Raw genomic sequence first — 20135 nt, 5'->3', positions numbered from 1 at the left:
AACCCCTTCTGATCAGCAAGGAGCGTAACCACGTGAGTGCAAACCGGGCACGAGTCGTCGTCACCGGGCTCGGCGCGACGACGCCCCTCGGTGGAGACGTCACCTCGACCTGGTCGGCGCTCCTCGCCGGTCAGTCTGGTGTGCGGTCCCTCACCGAGGACTGGGTCGACAGCGTCCCCGTGAAGTTCGCGGGCGTCGCGGCCGTCGACCCGTCCGAGGTGCTGCCGCGGCCCGAGGCCCGTCGCCTCGACCGCAGCGAGCAGCTCGCCCTGGTCGCCGCGCGCGAGGCCTGGCAGCACGCCGGCGCCCCGCAGGTGGCGCCCGAGAGGCTCGGCGTCGTCGTCTCGAGCGGCATCGGCGGCATCACCACGACGCTGTCGGCCTACGACACGTTCAAGGAGAAGGGCTGGAACAGGCTCTCGCCGTTCACCGTGCCCATGCTCATGCCGAACGGCCCCGCCGCCTGGATCGGTCTCGACCTGGGCGCCCAGGCGGGCGTCCACGCCACCGTCTCCGCCTGCGCCTCCGGCGCCGAGGCGATCGGCTACGCGATGGAGATGATCAGGTCGGGCCGTGCCGACGTGGTCGTGGCCGGTGGCACCGAGGCCGCCATCCACCCGCTCAACATCGCCGCCTTCGCGGCGGCGCGGGCCATGTCGACCCGCAACGACGACCCGCAGGGCGCCTCCCGTCCGTGGGACCGCGACCGCGACGGGTTCGTGCTCGGCGAGGGCGCGGGCATCGTGGTGCTGGAGAGCGAGGAGCACGCCAAGGCGCGCGGCGCCCGCATCTACGCCTACGCCGCCGGCGTCGGCTACTCCGCCGACTCCCACCACATCACCCAGCCCGAGCCCGAGGGCAGAGGCGTCATCATGGCGATGACCCAGGCGCTCACCGACGCCGGTGTGACGGGCCACGACATCAAGCACATCAACGCGCACGGCACCTCCACGCCCGCGGGCGACGTCATCGAGGTTCAGGCGGTGGCCAAGGCCATCGGCACGCACCCGCTGGTCACCTCGACCAAGTCGATGACGGGCCACCTGCTCGGCGGCGCCGGCGGCATCGAGTCGGTCTTCACGATCATGGCCCTCGAGGACCGTGTCGTGCCCGCCACCATCAACCTGGCCAACCCCGACGACGGCATCGAGGTCGACCTTGTCCACGGTGAGTCGCGCAAGCTCCCAGAAGGCGACATCGCCGCGGTCAACAACTCGTTCGGATTCGGCGGCCACAACGTGACCGTCGTCTTCACCACGCACTGAGGGAGCCATAGATGACCGTGCTCGACAACGGGGTGGTGACCGGCGCCTCCGATGAGACGCCCGTCGATCCCCGCGATCCGATCGTCCGCCTGACCGCGCTGCTCGACGAGGGCTCGCTGCGGTTGATCTCCCCCCAGGACAAGAGCGGCGTGCTCGCCGCCATGGGCCGCGTCGAGGGTGTTCCCGTCGTCGCGTTCTGCAGCGACGCCCGCTTCCAGGGTGGTGCGATGGGCAGCGAGGGCTGCGAGCACATCGTTCACGCCTACGACGTGGCCGTCCGTGAACGGGTGCCGGTCATCGGTGTCTGGCACTCCGGTGGTGCGCGACTCGCCGAAGGTGTCGAGTCGCTGCACGCCGTCGGCCGGGTCTTCGCCGCCATGACCAAGGCGTCGGGCATCGTCCCTCAGCTGTCGGTCGTCGTCGGCCCCGCCGCCGGCGGCGCCGCCTACGGCCCCGCGCTCACCGACATCGTCATCCTCGCCGACCAGGGCCGCATCTTCGTGACGGGACCCGACGTCGTGCGCAGCGTCACCGGCGAAGAGGTCACCAGCGCCGCGCTCGGCGGCCCCGAGCCGCACAGCAAGCGCAGCGGCGTCGTGCACATCGTCACCAAGACCGAGGCCGACGCGCTGGTCAAGGCGCGCCAGATCGCCGTGCTGCTCGGCCACCAGGGCCGCGTGCGCGTCTCCTCGATCGACGAGGTCGACTTCTCGGCCTTCCTGCCCGAGTCGGCCCGCCGCGCCTACGACGTCAAGCCGCTCGTCAACGGCCTGCTCGACGAGCCCGGCATCGAGCTGCACCCGAAGTGGGCGCCCAACATCGTCACGACGCTCGGCCGCCTCGGGGGCAGGACCGTCGGCGTCGTCGCCAACAACCCGATGCGTCTCGGCGGCTGCCTCGACGCCACGTCCGCCGAGAAGGCCGCTCGCTTCGTTCGTATGTGTGACGCCTTCGGGGTGCCGCTGGTTGTCCTCGTGGACGTCCCCGGCTACCTCCCCGGCGTCGGGCAGGAGCACGACGGCGTGGTCCGCCGCGGCGCCAAGCTGCTGCACGCCTTCGCCGAGGCGTCCGTGCCCCGCGTCACCCTGGTCACCAGGAAGGCGTACGGCGGCGCGTACATCGCGATGAACTCCCGTGCCCTCGGCGCCACCCGTGTCTTCGCCTGGCCGACGACCGAGGTCGCCGTCATGGGCGCGGTCGCGGCGGTGCGCATCCTCAAGCGCCGCGAGCTGGCGGCCGCTCCCGAGGAGGAGCGCGCGGAGCTGGAGCACCGCCTGGCCCAGGAGCACGAGCGGCTCGCGGGCGGGGTGGAGCGGGCCAGGGAGCTCGGAGTGATCGACGAGGTCATCGACCCGGCCCAGACGCGCGGTGCGATCGCCAAGGTGCTCGCCACGGCCACCCCGGCCCGTGGCGCCCACGGCAACATCCCGCTGTAGTATCTCTGCCGCCTGTGCCCCTTCGCCTCCGGGCGAGGGGGCACAGCCGTGCTTGAGCCCGAATGTGGCCGCCGCTCCGTCGGGCAGGTCACACTGCCGCGTGGAGCCAGCGGACCGGGGCGCCGTCGCCCGCGTAGCGGAACGGTTCGAGTTCCTCGTCCCAGGGCTTGCCCAGCATCTTGTCCAGCTCGTCCTCCAGCACGCAGCGTCCCTGCGCGGCCATCAGCATCACCGCCCGCAGCCGGTCCTCGGGGATCATGATGTCCCCCGCCGCCCCGATCACCGCGTTGAAGGCGCCGAGCGTCGGCGTGTAGGCGTGCCTGGACCCGTCCACCCCCGGCGAGGCGTCCTCGGTGATCTCGAATCGGATGCGCTGCCAGCCCATGAGCGAGGAGGTGATGGCCGCGGCGATGCCAGGGCGTCCTTCCCACTCGGCCTGCGCGCGCACCACGTTCGGCGCGGCAGGTTGGGGCGTCCACGTCAGGTCTACGGGCACGCCAAGGACACCCGCGACTGCCCATTCGATATGAGGGCACAGCGCGGGCTGAGCCGAGTGGACGTACAGCACGCCACGAGCAGACACCGGACCTCCCGTTTCGGTACGAGGTGCGCCTTCCCCAACGGCCTCGTCCTGGGATGATCACAAGTGACTAGGGAGAGACTACCGTCGGTCGCCGCCCGGTGCTAGAGGGGGGCTATACCAAGATGTTGCGGCTGGGGCATGTGACGTGGGGCCGGAGGCGGAAAGATACCGGGCCATGGACATCCAAGCGGTCGGCGCCGCGCTCATCCGTCCCGGCCAGCTCCTCACCGACCGAGGGGCGCTGTCGGCCGCGGAGCGGTGGACTCAGGCGGTGTCCGAGGCCGACGGGGTGTTCCGCATCAGGCTGACGCCGGGCGAGGATCCGTGCGAGATCGCGATGCGGCTGCGCGAGGAGGGCCACCGGGCGGGTCCCAACCACGTGCTCACGGGTCAGCCGCTGTGGTTCGGCGGCCCGGCCTCCCGGCCGTTCCCCGCCGCGCCGCTCGAGCCGCCCCCGGGCGCGGACGGCCCGCCCGTGCGGGTGGCGGTGGTCGACACCGGCATCGCGGCGCATCCGTGGTGGGCCAAGAGCGACTGGTACCGCAGGCTCGGTCCCGAGGCGGCCGACCGTCCCGACGACGACGGCGACGGCGAGCTCGAAGCGCAGGCGGGGCACGGCACGTTCATCGCCGGCCTGATCCAGCGGCGCGCACCCCGCGCCGCCTTCCAGGTGGCGCGGGTGCTCGGCGCGGACGGCGTCGGCGACGAGGCGGGCCTGCTGCGCGCGCTGAACCGGTTGCGGCCCGACCCGCCCCAGGTGCTCAACCTCTCGCTCGGCTGCCACACCTTCGACGACGAGCCGTCCAGGCTGGTGGCCGACGCGGTGGCCTCGCTGGAGGGCACGGTGACGGTGGCGTGCGCGGGCAACACCGCCTCGGAGCGCCCGTTCTGGCCCGCCGCGCTGCCCGGCGTGGTCGGGGTCGGGGCGCTCGACGCCGCGCAGGAGCGCAGGACGCCGTACTCCGCCCACGGCCCGTGGGTGGACGCCTGGGCCAGGGGCGACTGGCTCACCAGCACGTTCCTGGAGTTCGGCGAGTTCGAGGGCTTCGCCAGCTGGAGCGGCACGTCCTTCTCCGCCGCCCTGGTCTCGGGAGCGTTCGCCGCGGCACCCGGCGTGCGACACGTCGCCGATCTGCCTGATTCACAGGAGATTCCGGGCGTGGGTGTGGTCGTTCACTCAACCTGAAAGCCACCGGTCGCGATAAGGTTTACTCTCAGTCCTCGTCTCATTACGAGGAGGCAACGTGAGTGACCCCCGTCTCCCGGAGGAGCTGCTGAAGGCTGCTGCCGACGGCGACCACTCCGCCTGGATCGGCCTGGTCGGCCGGTTCGGGCAGCGGATGTGGTCGGTCGCTCACGCTTGCGGGCTGAACGAGGCCGACGCCGCGGACGCCGTCCAGGGTGCGTGGTTGCGGCTTCTGGAGAATCTGCACTCGATCAGGGACCCGGCGAGTGTCGGCGCCTGGCTGGCCACGGCGGCCAGGCGCGAGGCTCTGCTGATTTCCCGGAGAGGTTCGGGGCTGCGCCCGCACCTCTGCCTTCCCGAAGAAGGCGGTCCCTTCGATCCCGACCCGGCCTCGGTGGTTCTCGAGGCCGATGAGGGGCGTCTGCTCTGGCAGGCGGTGTCCACCCTGCACGAACCATGCCGAACCCTGCTCCGCCTGGTGGCGACGGTTCCCGAAGCGGGAACGCGCCAACTCGCGGTTCGGCTGGGCGTGCCGACCGGCAGCGTCGGGCCGACTCGACTTCGCTGTCTCAACAAGCTGCGCACCCTGATCTCTCAAGAGGAAACGGTGCCATGATCGACGACGAGTACCTACTGGCCGCGCTCCGCATCGCCGCGGGGCACGACCCCATTCCGGCCCACGTCTCGGCCGCCGCGCGCGACGCCTACGGCCTGCGCCTGGCCCAGGCCGACACCGCCGCACCGGCGGAGAGCGCCGCCACCCGCGGCACTCGCGACGCGGACGGACCACGCCTGGTCAGGTTCGCCACCCAGGACTTCTCCTTCGACCTGGAGGTGACCATCGGCGACGGCCTGATCGACGTGGCGGGGCGGGTGACGCCGCATCCCGGCGACGGGGCCACGGTCGACATCCGCACGCCGCATCTCACGGTGTCGCGCGACCTGCCCGCCACCGGCCAGTTCGCCGCCACCGGCCTGCCGCCCGGCTGGTTCAGCGTGGTGTGCCACCGGCCGGGGCGCACACCGGTCGCCACCCGATGGGTGCGGATCCGTCCGTGACGGATGCGCTGGTCGCCCGGGCTGAGGAGGCCGTACTCCAGTCGGGCATCGATCCCGCGCGGGCGCTGGAGAGCGCCCGCGCGGTCCACGCCGAGGCGGAGGAGACGGACGCCGTCGAAGCGGCCGTGATCGCCCTGCGGGCCATGGCGCTGGCCTGCAGGGAGCTGGGTGATCTCGAGACCGCCGAGCGCCACCTGCGCCGCGCGATCGCCACGAGCGACGCTCCCGCCGACCGGCTGGCCCAGGCGCGGTTGTCGCTGGTGACCGTGCGCACCCAGCGCGGTCACCCGCTCCAGGCGCTGCGCGTGGCCGCCATGGCCTGGGCCTACCTGTCGCCGCTCGACCGCGCCAAGCTCGACACCCAGCGGGCCGTCGCGCTGGCGCACCTGGGGCGGCACCAGGAGGCCGTGGCCTCGTGCGACAGGGCGCTCGCCGTCCTCGCCGAGGCTCCTGGAACCATCGACGACCAGCGCTTCCGCGCGGGCGGCCTGCTCAACAGGGGCCTGGTGCACGCCTACCAGGGGCGCTGGCGGCAGGCCACCCGCGACATCGCCGCCTGCCTGGAGCTGTCGCAGCGCGCGGGGCTGGCCCACCTGGCAAGGCTCGCCGCGGCGAACCTGCCCTTTCTCGCGGTGCGGCAGGGCGACATCCCCGCCGCCTTCACCCATTACCGGGCGTGCGAGGACACGCTGTTCGGCTTCCCCGAGCGCCTGGCCACGATGCGGGCCGACTTCGCCGGCGCGCTGCTGGCCGCCCACCTGCCGGGCGAGGCGAGGGCCATGCTCAGCCTCGCCGTACCTGAGCTGGAGGCCTCGGGCGCGCAGGTGGCGCTGGCCGAGGCCAGGCTGCGCCTGGCGCAGGTCGAGCTGGTCACCGGCGACGCCCGCCAGGCGCTCGCGGTGGCCCGCAGGGCCGAGGCGGAGCTGACCGCCCAGGGCTGCGACTCGTGGCGGCTGGCGGCCGAGGTGGTCCTGCGCGCCAGGCTCGCGCTGGAGCCGCCCTCCGCGGAACTGCTGGAGCGGTTGCTGGCGTGCGCGCACGACCTCACGTCCTCCTCCTACACCGCGGAGGCCGCCGCCGTACGGCTGGCGGCCGCGGAGCTGGCCCTCACGCTGGGCGACACGGCGACGGCGACGGCGCAGCTGTCGCTGCTCGACCCCGAGGCGGCGGCGCACTGCCCCGCGCAGGAGCCCCGCCATCTGGCCCCGCTGCTCGACGCGCCCGCGCTGAGCCTGCGCCACCTCATCCCGCTCGCCTCCGCGCAGCAGGCCGCCTACCTGGGCGGCGAGCCCGAGGCCGGCGACGGCGTGCCGTCCCCCGTGCGATGGCACGCGGCGGCGCTGCTGGCCACGCTGCGCGACGACAGCGCGGCGGCGTTCGCGGCGGTGCACCGCGGGCTGCGCGAGGTCGGCTCCGACGCGAGCCGCTTCGACGATCCCTCGCTCAGGGCGCACATGGCGCGCGCGGGGCAGCGACTGGCCTCCTACGGGCTCGGGCTGGCGATCGACACGTGCGGGCCCGAGGTGGTGTTCGCGTGGGCCGAGCGGTGGCGGGCGGTCGCGGGCGGGCGTCCCGACGCGCCGGGCCTCACCGCCGTGCGGGCGGCGCTGGCCGGGGGCGCCCTGGTGGAGTTCGTCTGCCACGACGACGCGCTGCTGGTCCTGGTGATCACCGCCGCGGGCGTCACGCTGCGCCGTGTCTGCGACACGGCGACGGTGTCCGAGGCCGTCATCAGGCTCAGGTACGGCCTGCGCCGCGCGAGCCTGGGCGACGCCGTTGCCACGGGCGAGCGCGGCCCCGATCCCGTACGCGCCGAGGCCGTCCTGCTCGAGCGCCTGCTGTTCGAGCAGGTCGCCGCGGAGATCGAGGGCCGCCCGCTGGTGATCGTTCCGGCCGGGCCGCTGCACACGCTGCCCTGGTCGGTGCTGCCCTGCCTGCACGCCAGGCCGGTGAGCGTCGTGCCCAGCGCCGCCGCGTGGCTGGCGGCGCGCGAACGGACCCGCCGCGCCGAACCCCTGGTGATCGCCGCGGCCGGCCCGGGCCTGCGGCACGCGACCACCGAGGTCGAGCGGGTGCTGGCCGCGCACCGTCGCACGGAGCTGGTGCGCGGCCGCGTCGCCGACGTCGCAGACGCGCTCGGCCGGGCCGACGTGCTGCACCTGGCCGCGCACGGCACCTTCCACTCCCGCAGCCCGCTGCTGTCGAGCATCGAGCTGGAGGACGGGCCGCTGATGGCCTACGACCTGCTCACCCACGACTCGCCGCCGCGCCTGGTCGTGCTGTCGGCGTGCGACTCGGGCATGGCCAGGGTGCCCGCAGAGGGCGCGCCGCTCGGGCTGGCGGGAACGTTCCTGGCCAGGGGCGCGGCGTGCGTGGTCGCCGGGCTGATCCCGGTGCCCGATGACGAGGCGCTGGCGTTGATGACGCTCTTCCACGAGCTGATCGCGGCGGGCGAGCCGCCCGCCGCCGCGCTGGCCACGGCCTCCAGCAAGTCAGAGGTGCCCGGCTTCGCCTGTTTCGGCGCGGGCGAGCACCCCGTCCTCGTCAGCCGGTCGCGACGGGACGCGAAGGATCGGTGATCCAGTGCGACCACGAGCCCACGTACAGCGCCGCGTGGACGCCGGCCACCTCCAGCGCCAGCACCTCGTGCGCGGCCGTCACGCCCGACCCGCAGTAGGCGCCCACCCGTGTGTCCTCCACCGCGCCGAGGGCGGCGAAGCGGGCGCGGAGCGCGGCGGGGTCGAGGAAGCGGCCGTCGGGGCCGACGTTCTGCGTGGTCGGGGCGCTGACCGCGCCGGGCACGTGCCCGGCCACCGGGTCGATGGGCTCGACCTCGCCCCGGTAGCGCTCACCCGCGCGGGCGTCCAGCAGCACGCCGGTGGCCGCCAGCGCGCCCGCCTCCTCGGCCGACAGCACGGGCATGCCGCCCGGCCTGGCGGTGAAGTCGCCCACGACCTCGGGCACGTCCTTCGTGACCGGCAGGCCCGCCTCCTTCCACGCGCGGAAGCCGCCGTCCAGGACCCTGACGTCCTCGTGGCCGAAGTAGCGCAGCGCCCACCAGGCCCTGGCCGCGGCGGTGGCGTCGGCGTCGTCGTAGACGACGACGGGGCGCGAGCCTGACACGCCGAGCCTGCGCATCGAGGCGGTGAACGCCTCCGCCGACGGCAGCGGGTGACGGCCGCCCGCGCCCGCCGGGGCGGCCAGGTCGGCGTTGAGGTCACAGAAGGCGGCGCCCGGAATGTGTCCCTCGGCGTAGGCCTCGCGCTGGGGCGGACCGCCCAGCCGCCAGCGCACGTCGAGCAGGGCGGCGCCCTCCAGCGCGGCGAGCTCGGATGGGCCGATCAGTGGGCTGGTCATCGTGCGGACACCTCCAGAAGTGGGACAAACTGCTCGGCGGCCGTCATCGAACCGTGGTAGCCGGTGAAGGCCGCCTCGATCGGATGGGTCGCAGAGGCGAGGATGACACAGTCGGTGTACGGCACGGCGACGAGGTCACCGATCCTGGCCAGCCATTCCCTGCGCACACCTGGGCCGAACCACCCCGAATCCACCGCCTCCTGCCTGGACGCCACCCACGCCTTGCCCGCCAGCACCTCGCGCCACGCCTCCAGCACGGCCGGCGCGGCGCCCTCCTCGGTGTAGACGTGCCTGGCCCTGGCCTCCCCGCCGAACATCGCCACACCCTCGCTCAATTCGGGCGTGGCCTCCGCGTCGATCTTCTCCACGGCGTTGACCATGCCGTGGTCGGCCGTGACGTACAGCGCCGAGCCGGACGGGAGCGTCTCTGCCAGCCTGGCGGCCATGTCGTCGACCAGCTCGAGCTGGTCGAGCCACTGCGGACTGCCCCACCCGACCAGGTGCCCTGTGGCGTCGAGGTCGCCGTGGTAGACGGTCACGTGGGCCCGGGGCTCGGCCAGCATCGCCTTCACCCCCGCCACGCGCTCCTCGACGGTGTCGGCCGGCACGTAGCGCACGCCCCGGTAGACGGCCTCGGTCAGTCCCGTCGACTCGAAGGCGGCGGGACCGACGTAGCCGGCGGTGATGCCCGCCCTGGCGGCGCGCTGGTAGACGGTCTCCGCCGGTTGCCACTCGGCGGGATCCATCGGCGGCAGGCCCCTGGGCAGGGACCAGCGCAGGCAGTTGAACAGGTGCCGCTGTCCCGGCACGGCCAGCGTCAGGCCCAGCATGCCGTGCTCGCCGGGCGGCAGGCCGGTGCCGAGACTGCACAGGCTGGTCACGGTGGTCGCGGGGAAGCCGGCGGTGAGCCGCTTGGCGGTGAGGGAGGACAGGAAGGGGGCACGGTCGGCATGGGCCCGCAGGAGCTCGTCACCGAGGCCGTCGACCAGGAAGAGACAGATCCGGTCGGCGGGGGCGAGCTCGAGGGGATCCTCCGCGCTGGGCATCGCGACGTCGCGAGCACCTCGCCGGCGGCCGCCTTCTTCGCCTGGAGCACCTTCCTGGCGGATTCGGGAGCTGCCCAGGCTTTGGGGGCCTTCCTGGCGGGCGTGGGCGCCCTCCTGGCCGGTGGGCGCGCCTTCCTGGAGGGTTGGGACGTCCTCCTGGCGGCTGGGGACGCCTGCCTGGGGGGTGGTGACGTCGTCCCGGAGGGTGGGAAGGGCTGCCTGGCGATTGGAGACGTGCTCCTGGGTGAGGACGCCGAGGGCGGCGAGCAGCGCGCCTGGCAGGTCGGCGAGTGAGCCGCCGCCATAGGCGGGGACCATGGGCTGGGGGTGCTTGCCGTCCATCACGAACCTCACTCCTCGGCCTTTTCGCACCGTTCTAGCGGGTGGCCACGGTTTTCGATAGTGCCGGCACCACCGAACCTCCCAGGGGGTTGTACGGCCCTCCCAGGGCCGCTCACAAGCGCCCATGCCCGGTGGGCTTCCCCACACCAGGGCAGCTCGCATGCCGCCCTCGCGCCACGGCCACCCTCACACCGGCGGGCGGGCAAGGGGCCGGCGGGCGGGCGACCGGGCGGGCAAGGGTCCGGCGGGAGGCCGGCAGGGTTCGGTAGGTGGGCTAGGTGGCGGCGCGGGCGGTGGCCTCGGAGAGGGCCTTGGCGAAGGCGAGGACGTGCCCCACCGCTTCCGGACCGTCGGCCGCCTCGCTCACCCGCAGCGAGAGGTCGTCGGCCGTGATCGCGCCTGTGTAGCCGTGGTCGGCCTCGCAGTTCTCGTCGCCACAGGTGGCGGGTTCGAGGTCGACGTGGGAGATGGCGCCCCATCCGATCGTGAGCGTCGCCTCGGTCGGCGGCACCCCCGGGACGTACGAGGCAGGGTCGGGCACGACCCTGGTCACCGCGACCGACTGGACGCGGCTGAGCCGTACGGCCTCGGTGGTGGTGGAGGCGTGGGAGGCCGAGACGCCCTCGGCGGGCGGGTGCTCGTCGGTGTGGCAGACCAGCAGCCGGGAGCCCGTCAGGACCAGGACCGTGACGTGCCTGCGCACCTCCATCGCCGGGTCGAACGTGGCCTCGTGGTGCACCACGTAGGCGGTCACCGCCTCCTTGCCCAGCGCGGATTCGACCGCATCGGTGACGAGGTCGGGGTAGTAGCCGCTGCGCTCGATCGCTTCACGCAGGCCCGCGGCTGAGACTCGGGTTTCCCTCATGGCATCCATCCTGCCAGCCCTCGGACACCGCTCACACTCACCGGGACATATCTGGATATTTCCCAATACGTTATGCCGAGGGCTTTAACGGATACTTTTATGAGGCGCTATGGCGAACAATTACCTGACATAACATTTCGCCACCCGCCAGGTCACGGACAACCGGTTATCAGCAGGCCCCGCCCTGTTGAAGAACCAGAGGCGCCGCCGACCGACCAAGGACGCCCGCCGACGAACCGGCGGGCGCACCGCAGGGACGCCTCTCCGAACCAGCAGGCCCCACCCAACAGCCGAAGGGCACGCCCTCGGTGCGCCAGCCCGGGTCGTACCCCTACCTCTCCGGTGGTTCAGGCGAGGCGGCGGGGGCCGCCGTCTCGGCGGGGGCCCTCCGGGCTTCTCAGTACGGCACGCGCGCCCAGCACGAACACCTCCGACTCCCCCACCAGGACGGGGTCGAGGTCGAGCCTGGCGACCTCCGGCAGGTCGTTGGCCAGGCGGCCGACCCGTACCAGGAGCTCCTGCAGTGCGCCGACCGCGACCGGCGGGTAGCCGTACTCGCCGAACAGCAGCGGCGCGGCCGCCACCGAGCGCACCAGACCCGCGGCGTCGTCGGCGGTGAGCGGGGCGAGCCGGTAGCCGCGGTCGCGCAGGAGGCGGGCGGTGACGTCGCCGAGGCCGAAGGAGACGACGGGGCCGAAGGCGGGGTCCTCCAGGACGCTCACGACCGTGGGGACCGCGGGTTGCGGGGCCATCGCCTGGACGGCGAGGACCACGTCGGCGCCGAGCTGTCCCGCGAGGTCGGCATGGGCCTGACGGACCGCCGCCGGGGAGAGGAGTCCGAGGCGTACGGTGCCGGCCCGCTTGGCGGCCTCGGGGTCGGCGGCCTTCAGGACCACGGGCCAGCCCAGGCGTTCGGCGGCGGCGACGGCCTCGTCGGGGGTTCGGACGATCTCGGCGGGCCAGACGGTGATGCCGTAGCAGGCGAGCAACGCGGTGGCGTCGATCTCCACAGGTTCGGCGTCGGTCGGCGGGACTTCGTCGGCCGGCGTTCCTTCGGGGGAAGGAGGGACTTCAGCCGAGGTCTCCGGCCCCGCGACCCCCTCGACTCCGGCTGACGTCTCTTGGGAGGGCGAAGGGGACTCGATGGCTGAGGTCTCTCCAAGAGGCGATGGTCCGTCCGCTGAGGTCTTGGCGGACGGAGCGGGGGGCGCCTTGGTGAGGGCTTCGGAGACCAGGGTGCGGGCGGTTTCGGTGTCGAGGTGGTCGAGCTCGGGTGGTGCCCCCGCCGGCTGCTGGAGCCAGCCCGCGTACCGGACGACGTGGGCCAGTGCCCGGACCGCCTCCTCAGGCGCCGCGTACGAGGGCACCGAGCCGCGTTCGGGGAGCACGTCCGGGTCGGTGCGGAGTTCGGGTGGCATCCCGAGCTGGCCCTCGAACGTGGCCAGCACCGGCTTGCCCGCCGTACGCGAGACCCGGACCAGCTCGCCCGCCACCGAGCGGGAGTCGCCCGGGATGGGCGGCATGTAGATCACGACCGCCGCGTCCACGTCGGGATCGGCGAGGACGCCCGCGAGAGCCGTACCGAACTCCTGGGCCCCCGCCGCCGCGCCCAGGTTCACCGGCGGGCGGGGCTCGAGCCCCGCGCTCACGCACGCGTCGACGGCCAGCAGGCCCAGCGCGTCGGAGTTGGTGACCAGGCCGACGCGCGGCCCCGCGGGCAGCGGCTGGCAGGCCAGCAACTGGCCGACGTCGAACAGCTGGATGAGGTCGTCCACCCTGATGACGCCCGCCTGCTCGAACAGCGAGCTGAGCGCGCTGTCGGGCAGGCGCAGGGCGGAGGCGGAGTGGCCGATGGGCACGCCCTGGGTGGTGCCGCCGCTCTTGACCACGACGATCGGCTTGCGACGCGAGATGCGCCTGGCCAGACGGGCGAACTTGCGCGGGTTACCCAGCGACTCGAGGTAGAGCAAGATGACCTCGGTGGATTCGTCCTCCTCCCAGTACTGCAGGAGGTCGTTGCCCGAGACGTCGGCCCTGTTGCCCGCCGAGACGAAGCTGGAGATGCCGATGCCGCGCTGGGCGACGCGCTGGAGCAGCGCGGTGCCGAGAGCGCCCGACTGGCTGAAGAAGCCGACCCTGCCCCTGCCCGGCACGGTCGCCGCGAGCGTGGCGTTGAGCCGTACGGCGGGGTCGGTGTTGGCGATGCCGAGGCAGTTGGGCCCGACGACGCGCAGGCCGTACGCGCGGGCGATGCGGGCCAGCTCGTCCTGCCGCGCCCGCCCCTTCGGCCCCGTCTCGCCGAAGCCGGAGGAGACCACGACCAGGCCGCGCACGCCCTTCTCCGCGCACTCCTTGACGACGTCGATCACGCTGTCGGCCGGTACGGCGAGCACCGCGAGGTCGACCTCGCCGTCGATGTCCTTGACGCTCGGGTAGGCCCGCACGCCCGCCACGGCCCGTACCTCGCGGTGGACGGGGTAGACGGGCCCGGTGAAGTCGGCGGCCAGGAGGTTGCGCAGCACGGTCTGGCCGACGCCGCCCGGCTCGCGTGAGGCGCCGATGACCGCGACGGAGCCGGGGGTGAGCAGCCTGGCGATGGAGCGCGCCTCGGCGCGGTGCTCGCGCGAGGCCGTCACCTCGGCGGAGGTCTCGGTCGGGGTGAGGTCGAGCGTCATGCGGACCACGCCGTCGGCGAAGCGGCTCTGCGCGGTGTAGCCGACCTGGCGCAGCACGCCCATCATCTTCATGTTGGCGGGCAGCACGTCGGCGATGAAGGTCTCGATGCCGCGCTCGCGGGCGGTGGCGGCCAGATGCTCCAGCATGACCGAGGCCACGCCCCTGCCCTGGTGGGCGTCCTCGACGAGGAAGGCCACCTCGGCCTCGCCGGGGCCCGTGCGGTCGTAGCGGACGACGGCCACCATCTCGGTGCCGATCGTGGCGATCAGGGCGACCCTGTCGACGTAGTCGACGTTGGTGAAGAAGGCCACTTCGCGGTCCGACAACTTGGGCCTGGGCCCGAAGTAGCGGAAATAGATGGATTCGGCCGACAGTCGCGAGTAGAACGCCCTGAGCCGGTCGGCGTCCGCCGGCCTGATCGGCCGCACGTGCGCCGTGCCGCCGTCGGCCAGGACGACGTCCGCCTCCCAGTGGGCGGGATACTGAGCATCCACAGTCCCGAGCGTAGACCCGCACCTCACGTGCGGCGCCCGTTGGGCAACGCTTGTGCATCGACTAGGAACGGGTGTCCGGTGTATGCCCCACGAGCAGGCCCGAAGCTGTTAAGTTTTTCGGCGTCAGGCGCGAAGGATTGCAGCAAGGCGGTGACATCATGACGCGGGTCGTGGTGGTGGGCGATCTCATGACCGATGCGGTCGCGCGCGCCCGCTACGCCCTCGCCAGGGCGAGCGACACCCCGGCGATCGTTACCATGCACGGTGGCGGTTCCGGGGCGAACATCGCCTCCTGGCTGGCGGTCGAGGGCGCGGAAGTCGCCTTCATCGGCCGCCGCGGCGCCGACATCACCGGGCGTAACCGAGACATGGAGCTCATGGGCTACGGCGTCGACGCCAGGCTCGTGATGGATCCCGAGCGGCCGACCGGCACCTGCGTGGTGCTCGTCACCCACAAGGGCGAGCGCACCATGCTGTCCGATCCCGGCGCCAACGCCGCGCTGTCCCCTGAAGACCTGCCGCGCGACCTGTTCAACTCGGGCGGTCACCTGCACCTCTCCGGCTACACGCTGATCAACGAGGGGTCCCGCGAGGCGGGCCAGGCGGCGCTGGAGATGGCGCGCAGGTCCGGCATGTCGATCTCGGTCGACTGCTCCTCCTCCGCGCCGCTCGAGCGCACCGGGGCCGAGCCGTTCCTCGAGTGGACCAACGGCGCGAAGCTGCTGTTCGCCAACGCCGACCAGGCCAGGGTGCTGACGGGCCGCGACGACCCTGAGGCCGCGGCCAAGGTGCTCACCGCATGGTTCCCGCAGGTCGTCATCAAGATGAACGTCGACGGCGCGCTGTGGTACACCAACGGCCGTCCCGAGCCGGTCAGGGTGGCCGCCGAGCCCGTGGAGCGGGTGGTCGACGGCACCGGCGCGGGTGACGCGTTCTGCGCCGGCTTCCTGCCCGCGTGGCTGGCGGGCAAGCCGCCGGCCGAGGCGCTGTCGGCCGGCTGCAGCCTCGCCGCCAAGGCGATCTCGCACCTCGGGGCTCGCCCACGCCTCTGACGCGACCCCGGCCGGCGGGCAAGGACGTGGCAGGCGGCCGAGCGGTTGCTGCTGGAGGAGGCGTTGATGCTGCCGCTGCTGTGGAGCAAGGCGCCGCTGATCCGCGGGAGGAACGCCACGAACGTGCACGTCAGCCCGGTGTTCAACGGATACGACGTGGTGACGATGGGCGTGGCGTCCTGACGCGCCCGCGACCCGTCAGGACGTCGTGGCGAGCGCCAGGGGCAGGACGGCAGGCGCGCCCGCGTGGCGGATCAGCGCCGCGCCGAGGGTCATCGTCCAGCCGGTGTCGACCCTGTCGTCGATCAGCAGGACGGGGCCGCCGCACTGGGCGATCGCCGCGCCCAGTTCCCTGGGCATCGCCAGCGTGCCCCTGATCGCCTGGACCCGCTTCGCGCTGTTGAACTGCTGGCCGGGCGAGCCCGCCCGGTAGCCGAGCTCGCCGAGGTAGGTCAGCCGCCCCACCGTCGCCAGCCGTTCGGCGAAGCCGCGCACCAGCTGCGGCCTCGACCCCGAGGGCACGTTGACGACCGCCACCGGCCGCTGCTTCCACTCCCACGCCGCCAGCACCTGGATGACGGCCCTGAACATGTCGTCGGGCAGCTGCGTGTCGGGGCCGTTGAACAGCTCCCTCAGCCTGTTGCCCCAGCCGATGTCGGTGAGCCTGCCCAGCGCCCTGCCGGGCTCGGCGCCCAGCTCGGGCTTGATGCGCCCCGACAGGTCGGACAGGCCCGTGGGCCACTGCCTGCGGGCCTCGACCTCGACGCCCGGCCTGGACAGCGTCTGGCGGGCGCTCTCGACCGCCACCGGCGCGATCTCGGGCGAGCGGTGCAGGCCCGTGCAGTTGTCGCAGCGCCCGCAGGGGGCCGCGGCGTCGTCGTCGAGCCGCCTGCGCAGGTACTCCTCCCTGCACTCGGTGGAGGTGAGGTAGCCGAGCATGGCCTCCTGCTCGGCCCTGCGCTCCGCGGCGATGCGGGCGTAGCGCTCGGCGTCGTAGGCCCACTCCTCGCCGGTGGCGATCCAGCCGCCCTTGACCCTGCGCACCGCTCCGTCGACGTCGAGCACCTTGAGCATCATCTCGAGGCGGCTGCGGCTGAGGTCGACGACCGTCTCGAGCGCCTGGGTGGACATCACCCCGCCCGCCTCCAGCGCGCCGAGCGTGGCCCGGACGACCGGCTCGGGCGGGAAGGCCAGGGAGGTGAAGTAGGCCCAGATGTCGCGGTCTTCGGTGCCGGGCAGCAGGATCACCTCGGCCCGCTCCACGCCGCGGCCGGCCCTGCCGACCTGTTGGTAGTAGGCGACCGGCGACTGCGGGGCACCGACGTGGATGACGAAGCCCAGGTCGGGCTTGTCGAAGCCCATGCCGAGGGCGCTGGTGGCGACCAGCGCCTTGATCTTGTTGGTGAGCAGGGCCTCCTCGGCCGCCAGCCGTTCGGCCGGTTCGGTCTGGCCCGAGTAGGCGGCCACCTCGTGGCCCTGCTCGCGCAGGTAGGAGGCGATCTCGTGGGCGGCGGCGACGGTGAGGGTGTAGACGATGCCCGAGCCCGGCAGCTCGTTGAGCGTCTGGCCCAGCCAGGCCAGGCGCTGCTCGGCGGTGGCCAGCCGGACGACGGAGAGGTGGAGGCTGTCGCGCTCCAGCGGCCCGCGCAGCACGAGGGTGTCGCCGCCGCCCAGCTGCTCGGCCACGTCGCGGGTGACGCGCGCGTTGGCCGTGGCGGTGGTCGCCAGCACCGGGATGCCCGGCGGCAGCTCCTCGAACAGCGTCGCCAGCCTGCGGTAGTCGGGCCTGAAGTCGTGGCCCCAGTCGGAGATGCAGTGGGCCTCGTCGACCACGACCAGCCCGGCGCTCTCGGCCAGCTCGGGCAGCACGTTGTCGCGGAAGTCGGGGTTGTTGAGCCGTTCGGGGCTGACCAGCAGCACGTCGACCAGGCCCTCGGCCACCCGCCCGTAGACCTCCTCCCACTCCTCGGGGTTGGCGGAGTTGATGGTCACGGCCCGGATGCCGGCGCGCTCGGCGGCGGCGATCTGGTTGCGCATCAACGCCAGCAGCGGGGAGACGATGACCGTGGGGCCCTCGCCGAGCTCCCTGAGCAGCGCGGTGGCGACGAAGTAGACGGCCGACTTGCCCCACCCCGTGCGCTGGACGACCAGGACCCTGCGGCGCTCGACCACCAGGGCCTCGATCGCCGACCACTGGTCGTCACGCAGCCGCGCGTGCTCCCCCGCGAGCGCGCGGAGGTGGGTCTCGGCTTCTTCCCGCATCATCGCGACTGCTTCAGTCATGTGCTCCTTGTTACCAGGTCTCGCCGACGAATTCGCCCGCGAGCGCCGCTCTCGGGTCGGCCGGGTGCTCTCCGGCAGGTACGGCAAGCCCCGTTGAGCCCACCGTGGGCGCGGGGCCGACGTCCGTCCTTCACGCCACTCCAGCGGGACTCCGGCGGGCCGCCGTCACGTCGCCCGGCTCCGTCGCCCGGCCATGTCGCCCGGCTACGGGGCGTCCGCGTGCTCGGAGAAGGCGTTGATGGTGACCCGGTGCATGCGGCGGCGTTCGGTGTAGTCGGCGACGGCGTAGTGCTGGGTGGAGCGGTTGTCCCAGAAGGCGAGCGTGCCCGGCCGCCAGTTCAGCCGCACCTGGTACTCGGGTGAGCGGATGTGGTCGATCAGCAGCGGCAGCAGCGCCTCGTTCTCCCTGTCGGACAGGCCGACCAGGCGGGTGGTGGAGGCGCGGTTGACGAACAGCGCCTTGCGGCCGGTCTCGGCGTGGACGCGCACCACGGGACGTTCGAGCGGCGGCCACTTGGCCTGCACCTCGGCCAGGTCGAAGGGGTGCCCCTTGGAGATCGCCTTCCTCATGGAGCCGGTGATGTCGTGGACGGCCGTCAGCTCGTCGCACAGCCGCTGCAGCGGCGGCGAGAGGGTCTCGTAGGCGAGGTAGGTGTTGGCCCAGAGGGTGTCGCCGCCCACGCTCGGCAGCTGGACGCAGCGCAGCAGGGAGCCCATCGGCGGGGTGGGCTCGAAGGTGTTGTCGCTGTGCCACTCGTCGCCGCCCTCCCCCTTGGGGTCGGTCTGGTCGAGCACGTGGATGGGGCTGGCGCCGTCCTTCTTGAAGGCGGGGTGGTTGAGCGTGCCGAAGTTGAGCGCGAACTGCAGGTGCTGCTCGTCGTCGATGTGCTGGTCGCGGAAGAACAGCACGAGGTGGCGCAGCCAGCCCTGCCTGAGGGTGGCGACCTCCTCGGGCGAGAGCGGTTTGCGCAGGTCGACGCCGGTCACCTCGGCGCCGATGTGCTTGGTCACCGGATGGAACTCGATCATGACGCCTCCAGGGTCTCCTCTGCACGGAACGTACTTGCCAAGCAATTGCTTGGTCAAGTCGCGGATCAGACCGTGGTCTGATGCGCGGCGATCGGGGAGCCGGGAGCCTGGTCGGCATGATCACACACCTCGCGCTGGCCCTCGCGCTGATGAGCCCGGCTCCCTCCCCCTCGCCCGCCCCCACGGAGAAGATGGAGATCTCGGAGGTGAGCGTGCCCGTCGACTGGGACAGGCCCGAAGGGCGCGCGATCACCCTCAAGGTCGGACGGCTGCCCGCCACAGGCAAGGCCGAGGGCTCGGTGCTGATCGCCTACGGCGGCCCGGGCGCGCCCGGCATCCTGCTGACGGAGACCATGCCCCAGATGTGGGCCGAGCTGCGGAAACGGATGAACATCGTCACCTGGGACACCCGCGGCTACGGCAAGCAGGTCCAGGGCACCAGCACCGCCCTGCCGTGCACGTGGACGCGCGTGCCGATCCCCGCCTTCCCCGAGGACGACGCCGACTTCGCCAGGCTCGCCGACCTCAACCGCGGCCTGGCCGAGCCCTGCAGGAGCAGCGACCCCGAGCTGTTCGCCAACATGAGCTCGGCCGACCACGCCAGGGACATGGAGGCGATCAGGAAGGCCATCGGCGAGCCCAAGCTCACCTTCTATGGCGCCTCCTACGCCGGGTTCTACGGCCAGGCCTACGCCAGGCTCTTCCCCGGCAAGGTGCGCGCCATGGTGCTGGACGGCACCTGGAACCACAGCGCCGCCGACTGGAGCAGGGAACTGGAGCTGACCGCCCTGCAGAACGAGCAGGCCATGGGCCGCTATTTCGCCTCCTGCGAGAGCGAGGCCTGCCGTCCCGCCTTCTGGCAGAAGCTGGTCGCCAAGGCCGACCGCAGCCCGATCCCCGCGGGGGCAGGCCTCGCCTACGACGGCCGCGACCTGCAGGGGCTGGCCCAGTCCTTCGTCCGGCAGGGGCCGAAGGGATGGAGTGCGCTGGCCGAGGCGATCACCAAGGCCGCCCGCGGCGACGCCTCCGGCTTCGCCCCCGCCCGCGGCCTGCGCTTCCCCGACGCCGCCACCGGCGTCACCGAGTGCACCGACTGGCCGCGTTTCGCCGGCCGCAAGGAGATGGCCACGACCGTCGCCCGCCTGAACAGGATCGCGCCGAACACGGGGACGGCGGGCACGATGGCCACGGCGACGCTGAACTGCGTGGGCTGGCCCGCAGGGGTGACCAACCCGCCCGCCCCGCTGCCGAAGGGCCTGCCGCCGCTGGTCGGCGCGGGCGCGTGGGGCGAGTCCGACGCGGTGGCCAGGGTGCTGGCGCAGGTGCCGGGCAGCGGCCTGGTCAGGCACGAGGGGCCGGGGCACACCCTGTACGCCGCCAACGAGTGCGCCCGCGGGCACCTCAACCGCTACCTGACCGACCTGGTGGTCCCCGCACCGGGCACGACGTGCTGAAATAGCCC

General features: G+C 72.9%; 15 protein-coding genes. 8 read left to right on the top strand and 7 right to left on the bottom strand.

The genetic code is table 11. From position 1 onward, the window contains the following. The first annotated feature begins 32 nt into the window (after positions 1-32). Positions 33-1265, top strand: coding sequence for a beta-ketoacyl-ACP synthase II (gene fabF, locus H4W81_RS04165; protein WP_192773550.1), 1233 nt, complete (start codon positions 33-35; stop codon positions 1263-1265). Positions 1266-1276: 11 nt separating this feature from the next. After that, complete coding sequence (locus H4W81_RS04160; RefSeq protein WP_192773549.1) at positions 1277-2701, top strand: carboxyl transferase domain-containing protein; 1425 nt, start codon at positions 1277-1279, stop codon at positions 2699-2701. Positions 2702-2789: 88 nt separating this feature from the next. Here H4W81_RS04160 and H4W81_RS04155 read toward each other — a convergent pair whose 3' ends face one another. Next, the gene (locus H4W81_RS04155; protein WP_192773548.1) at positions 2790-3284 is read right to left on the bottom strand and encodes a DUF3145 domain-containing protein; all 495 of its coding nucleotides are present in this window, start codon (positions 3282-3284) and stop codon (positions 2790-2792) included. 175 nt (positions 3285-3459) lie between these two features. Here H4W81_RS04155 and H4W81_RS04150 point away from each other — a divergent pair, with 175 nt between their 5' ends. The 4 genes from H4W81_RS04150 to H4W81_RS49145 are packed head-to-tail and all read left to right on the top strand — an operon-like array spanning position 3460 to position 8108. Next, on the top strand, positions 3460-4470 hold the full coding sequence (locus tag H4W81_RS04150) for a S8 family peptidase (RefSeq protein WP_192773547.1): 1011 nt from the start codon (positions 3460-3462) through the stop codon (positions 4468-4470). Between the two features lie 58 nt (positions 4471-4528). Continuing rightward, on the top strand, positions 4529-5086 hold the full coding sequence (locus tag H4W81_RS04145; RefSeq protein ID WP_318781512.1) for an RNA polymerase sigma factor: 558 nt from the start codon (positions 4529-4531) through the stop codon (positions 5084-5086). Beyond that, positions 5083-5529 carry a hypothetical protein gene (locus H4W81_RS04140; protein WP_192773546.1) on the top strand — a complete coding sequence of 149 codons (447 nt, stop codon included), beginning with the start codon at positions 5083-5085 and terminating at the stop codon, positions 5527-5529. Before H4W81_RS04145 ends, H4W81_RS04140 begins: the two co-directional genes overlap by 4 nt. Continuing rightward, positions 5526-8108 (top strand): CHAT domain-containing protein, encoded by a 2583-nt coding sequence (locus H4W81_RS49145; protein WP_192773545.1) that lies wholly within the window; start codon positions 5526-5528, stop codon positions 8106-8108. The genes H4W81_RS04140 and H4W81_RS49145 overlap by 4 nt, the downstream gene beginning before the upstream one ends. Here the strand turns inward: H4W81_RS49145 and H4W81_RS04130 are convergent. The 4 genes from H4W81_RS04130 to H4W81_RS04115 all read right to left on the bottom strand — a co-directional run bounded on the left by H4W81_RS04130 (position 8074) and on the right by H4W81_RS04115 (position 14309). Then, the gene (locus H4W81_RS04130; RefSeq protein ID WP_192773544.1) at positions 8074-8886 is read right to left on the bottom strand and encodes a sulfurtransferase; all 813 of its coding nucleotides are present in this window, start codon (positions 8884-8886) and stop codon (positions 8074-8076) included. The genes H4W81_RS49145 and H4W81_RS04130 overlap by 35 nt on opposite strands. Continuing rightward, positions 8883-10274, bottom strand: a complete 1392-nt coding sequence (locus H4W81_RS04125; protein ID WP_225959262.1) for an alkaline phosphatase family protein — start codon at positions 10272-10274, stop codon at positions 8883-8885. The genes H4W81_RS04130 and H4W81_RS04125 overlap by 4 nt, the downstream gene beginning before the upstream one ends. Before the next feature lie 274 nt (positions 10275-10548). Further along, positions 10549-11139, bottom strand: a complete 591-nt coding sequence (locus tag H4W81_RS04120; protein ID WP_183646900.1) for a DUF5998 family protein — start codon at positions 11137-11139, stop codon at positions 10549-10551. A gap of 347 nt (positions 11140-11486) precedes the next feature. After that, the gene (locus H4W81_RS04115) at positions 11487-14309 is read right to left on the bottom strand and encodes a bifunctional acetate--CoA ligase family protein/GNAT family N-acetyltransferase (RefSeq protein WP_192773543.1); all 2823 of its coding nucleotides are present in this window, start codon (positions 14307-14309) and stop codon (positions 11487-11489) included. Between the two features lie 158 nt (positions 14310-14467). On the opposite strand from H4W81_RS04115, the gene H4W81_RS04110 reads away from it, so the two are divergent. After that, complete coding sequence (locus H4W81_RS04110) at positions 14468-15361, top strand: carbohydrate kinase family protein (protein ID WP_192773542.1); 894 nt, start codon at positions 14468-14470, stop codon at positions 15359-15361. A 198-nt stretch (positions 15362-15559) separates the two neighbouring features. On the opposite strand, the gene H4W81_RS04105 is transcribed toward H4W81_RS04110, so the two are convergent. Both H4W81_RS04105 and H4W81_RS04100 read right to left on the bottom strand, forming a co-directional pair. Next, positions 15560-17644 (bottom strand): RecQ family ATP-dependent DNA helicase, encoded by a 2085-nt coding sequence (locus tag H4W81_RS04105; protein ID WP_225958450.1) that lies wholly within the window; start codon positions 17642-17644, stop codon positions 15560-15562. Between the two features lie 204 nt (positions 17645-17848). After that, a complete protein-coding gene (locus tag H4W81_RS04100; protein ID WP_192773541.1) occupies positions 17849-18673 on the bottom strand; it encodes a TauD/TfdA dioxygenase family protein in 825 nt (274 codons plus the stop codon). Between the two features lie 116 nt (positions 18674-18789). Between H4W81_RS04100 and H4W81_RS04095 the strand changes: the two genes are divergently transcribed. Further along, a complete protein-coding gene (locus H4W81_RS04095; protein ID WP_192773540.1) occupies positions 18790-20127 on the top strand; it encodes an alpha/beta fold hydrolase in 1338 nt (445 codons plus the stop codon). The last annotated feature ends 8 nt before the right edge of the window (positions 20128-20135 follow it).

The organism is Nonomuraea africana, assembly GCF_014873535.1.
In the GTDB taxonomy this organism is placed as follows: Bacteria; Actinomycetota; Actinomycetes; order Streptosporangiales; family Streptosporangiaceae; genus Nonomuraea; species Nonomuraea africana.
The sequence above is the reverse complement of the archived record's forward strand: the minus strand, read 5'-3'. Positions and strand labels throughout refer to the sequence as shown.

Bases quoted from the DNA above. Each gene is read 5' to 3' on its own strand.
- H4W81_RS04160 (WP_192773549.1), top strand. From the start codon at position 1,277: ATGACCGTGCTCGACAACGGGGTGGTGACCGGCGCCTCCGATGAGACG.
- H4W81_RS04150 (WP_192773547.1), top strand. From the start codon at position 3,460: ATGGACATCCAAGCGGTCGGCGCCGCGCTCATCCGTCCCGGCCAGCTC.
- H4W81_RS04140 (WP_192773546.1), top strand. From the start codon at position 5,083: ATGATCGACGACGAGTACCTACTGGCCGCGCTCCGCATCGCCGCGGGG.
- H4W81_RS04130 (WP_192773544.1), bottom strand. From the start codon at position 8,886: ATGACCAGCCCACTGATCGGCCCATCCGAGCTCGCCGCGCTGGAGGGC.
- H4W81_RS04125 (WP_225959262.1), bottom strand. From the start codon at position 10,274: ATGGACGGCAAGCACCCCCAGCCCATGGTCCCCGCCTATGGCGGCGGC.
- H4W81_RS04120 (WP_183646900.1), bottom strand. From the start codon at position 11,139: ATGAGGGAAACCCGAGTCTCAGCCGCGGGCCTGCGTGAAGCGATCGAG.
- H4W81_RS04110 (WP_192773542.1), top strand. From the start codon at position 14,468: ATGACGCGGGTCGTGGTGGTGGGCGATCTCATGACCGATGCGGTCGCG.
- H4W81_RS04105 (WP_225958450.1), bottom strand. From the start codon at position 17,644: ATGACTGAAGCAGTCGCGATGATGCGGGAAGAAGCCGAGACCCACCTC.
- H4W81_RS04100 (WP_192773541.1), bottom strand. From the start codon at position 18,673: ATGATCGAGTTCCATCCGGTGACCAAGCACATCGGCGCCGAGGTGACC.
- H4W81_RS04095 (WP_192773540.1), top strand. From the start codon at position 18,790: ATGATCACACACCTCGCGCTGGCCCTCGCGCTGATGAGCCCGGCTCCC.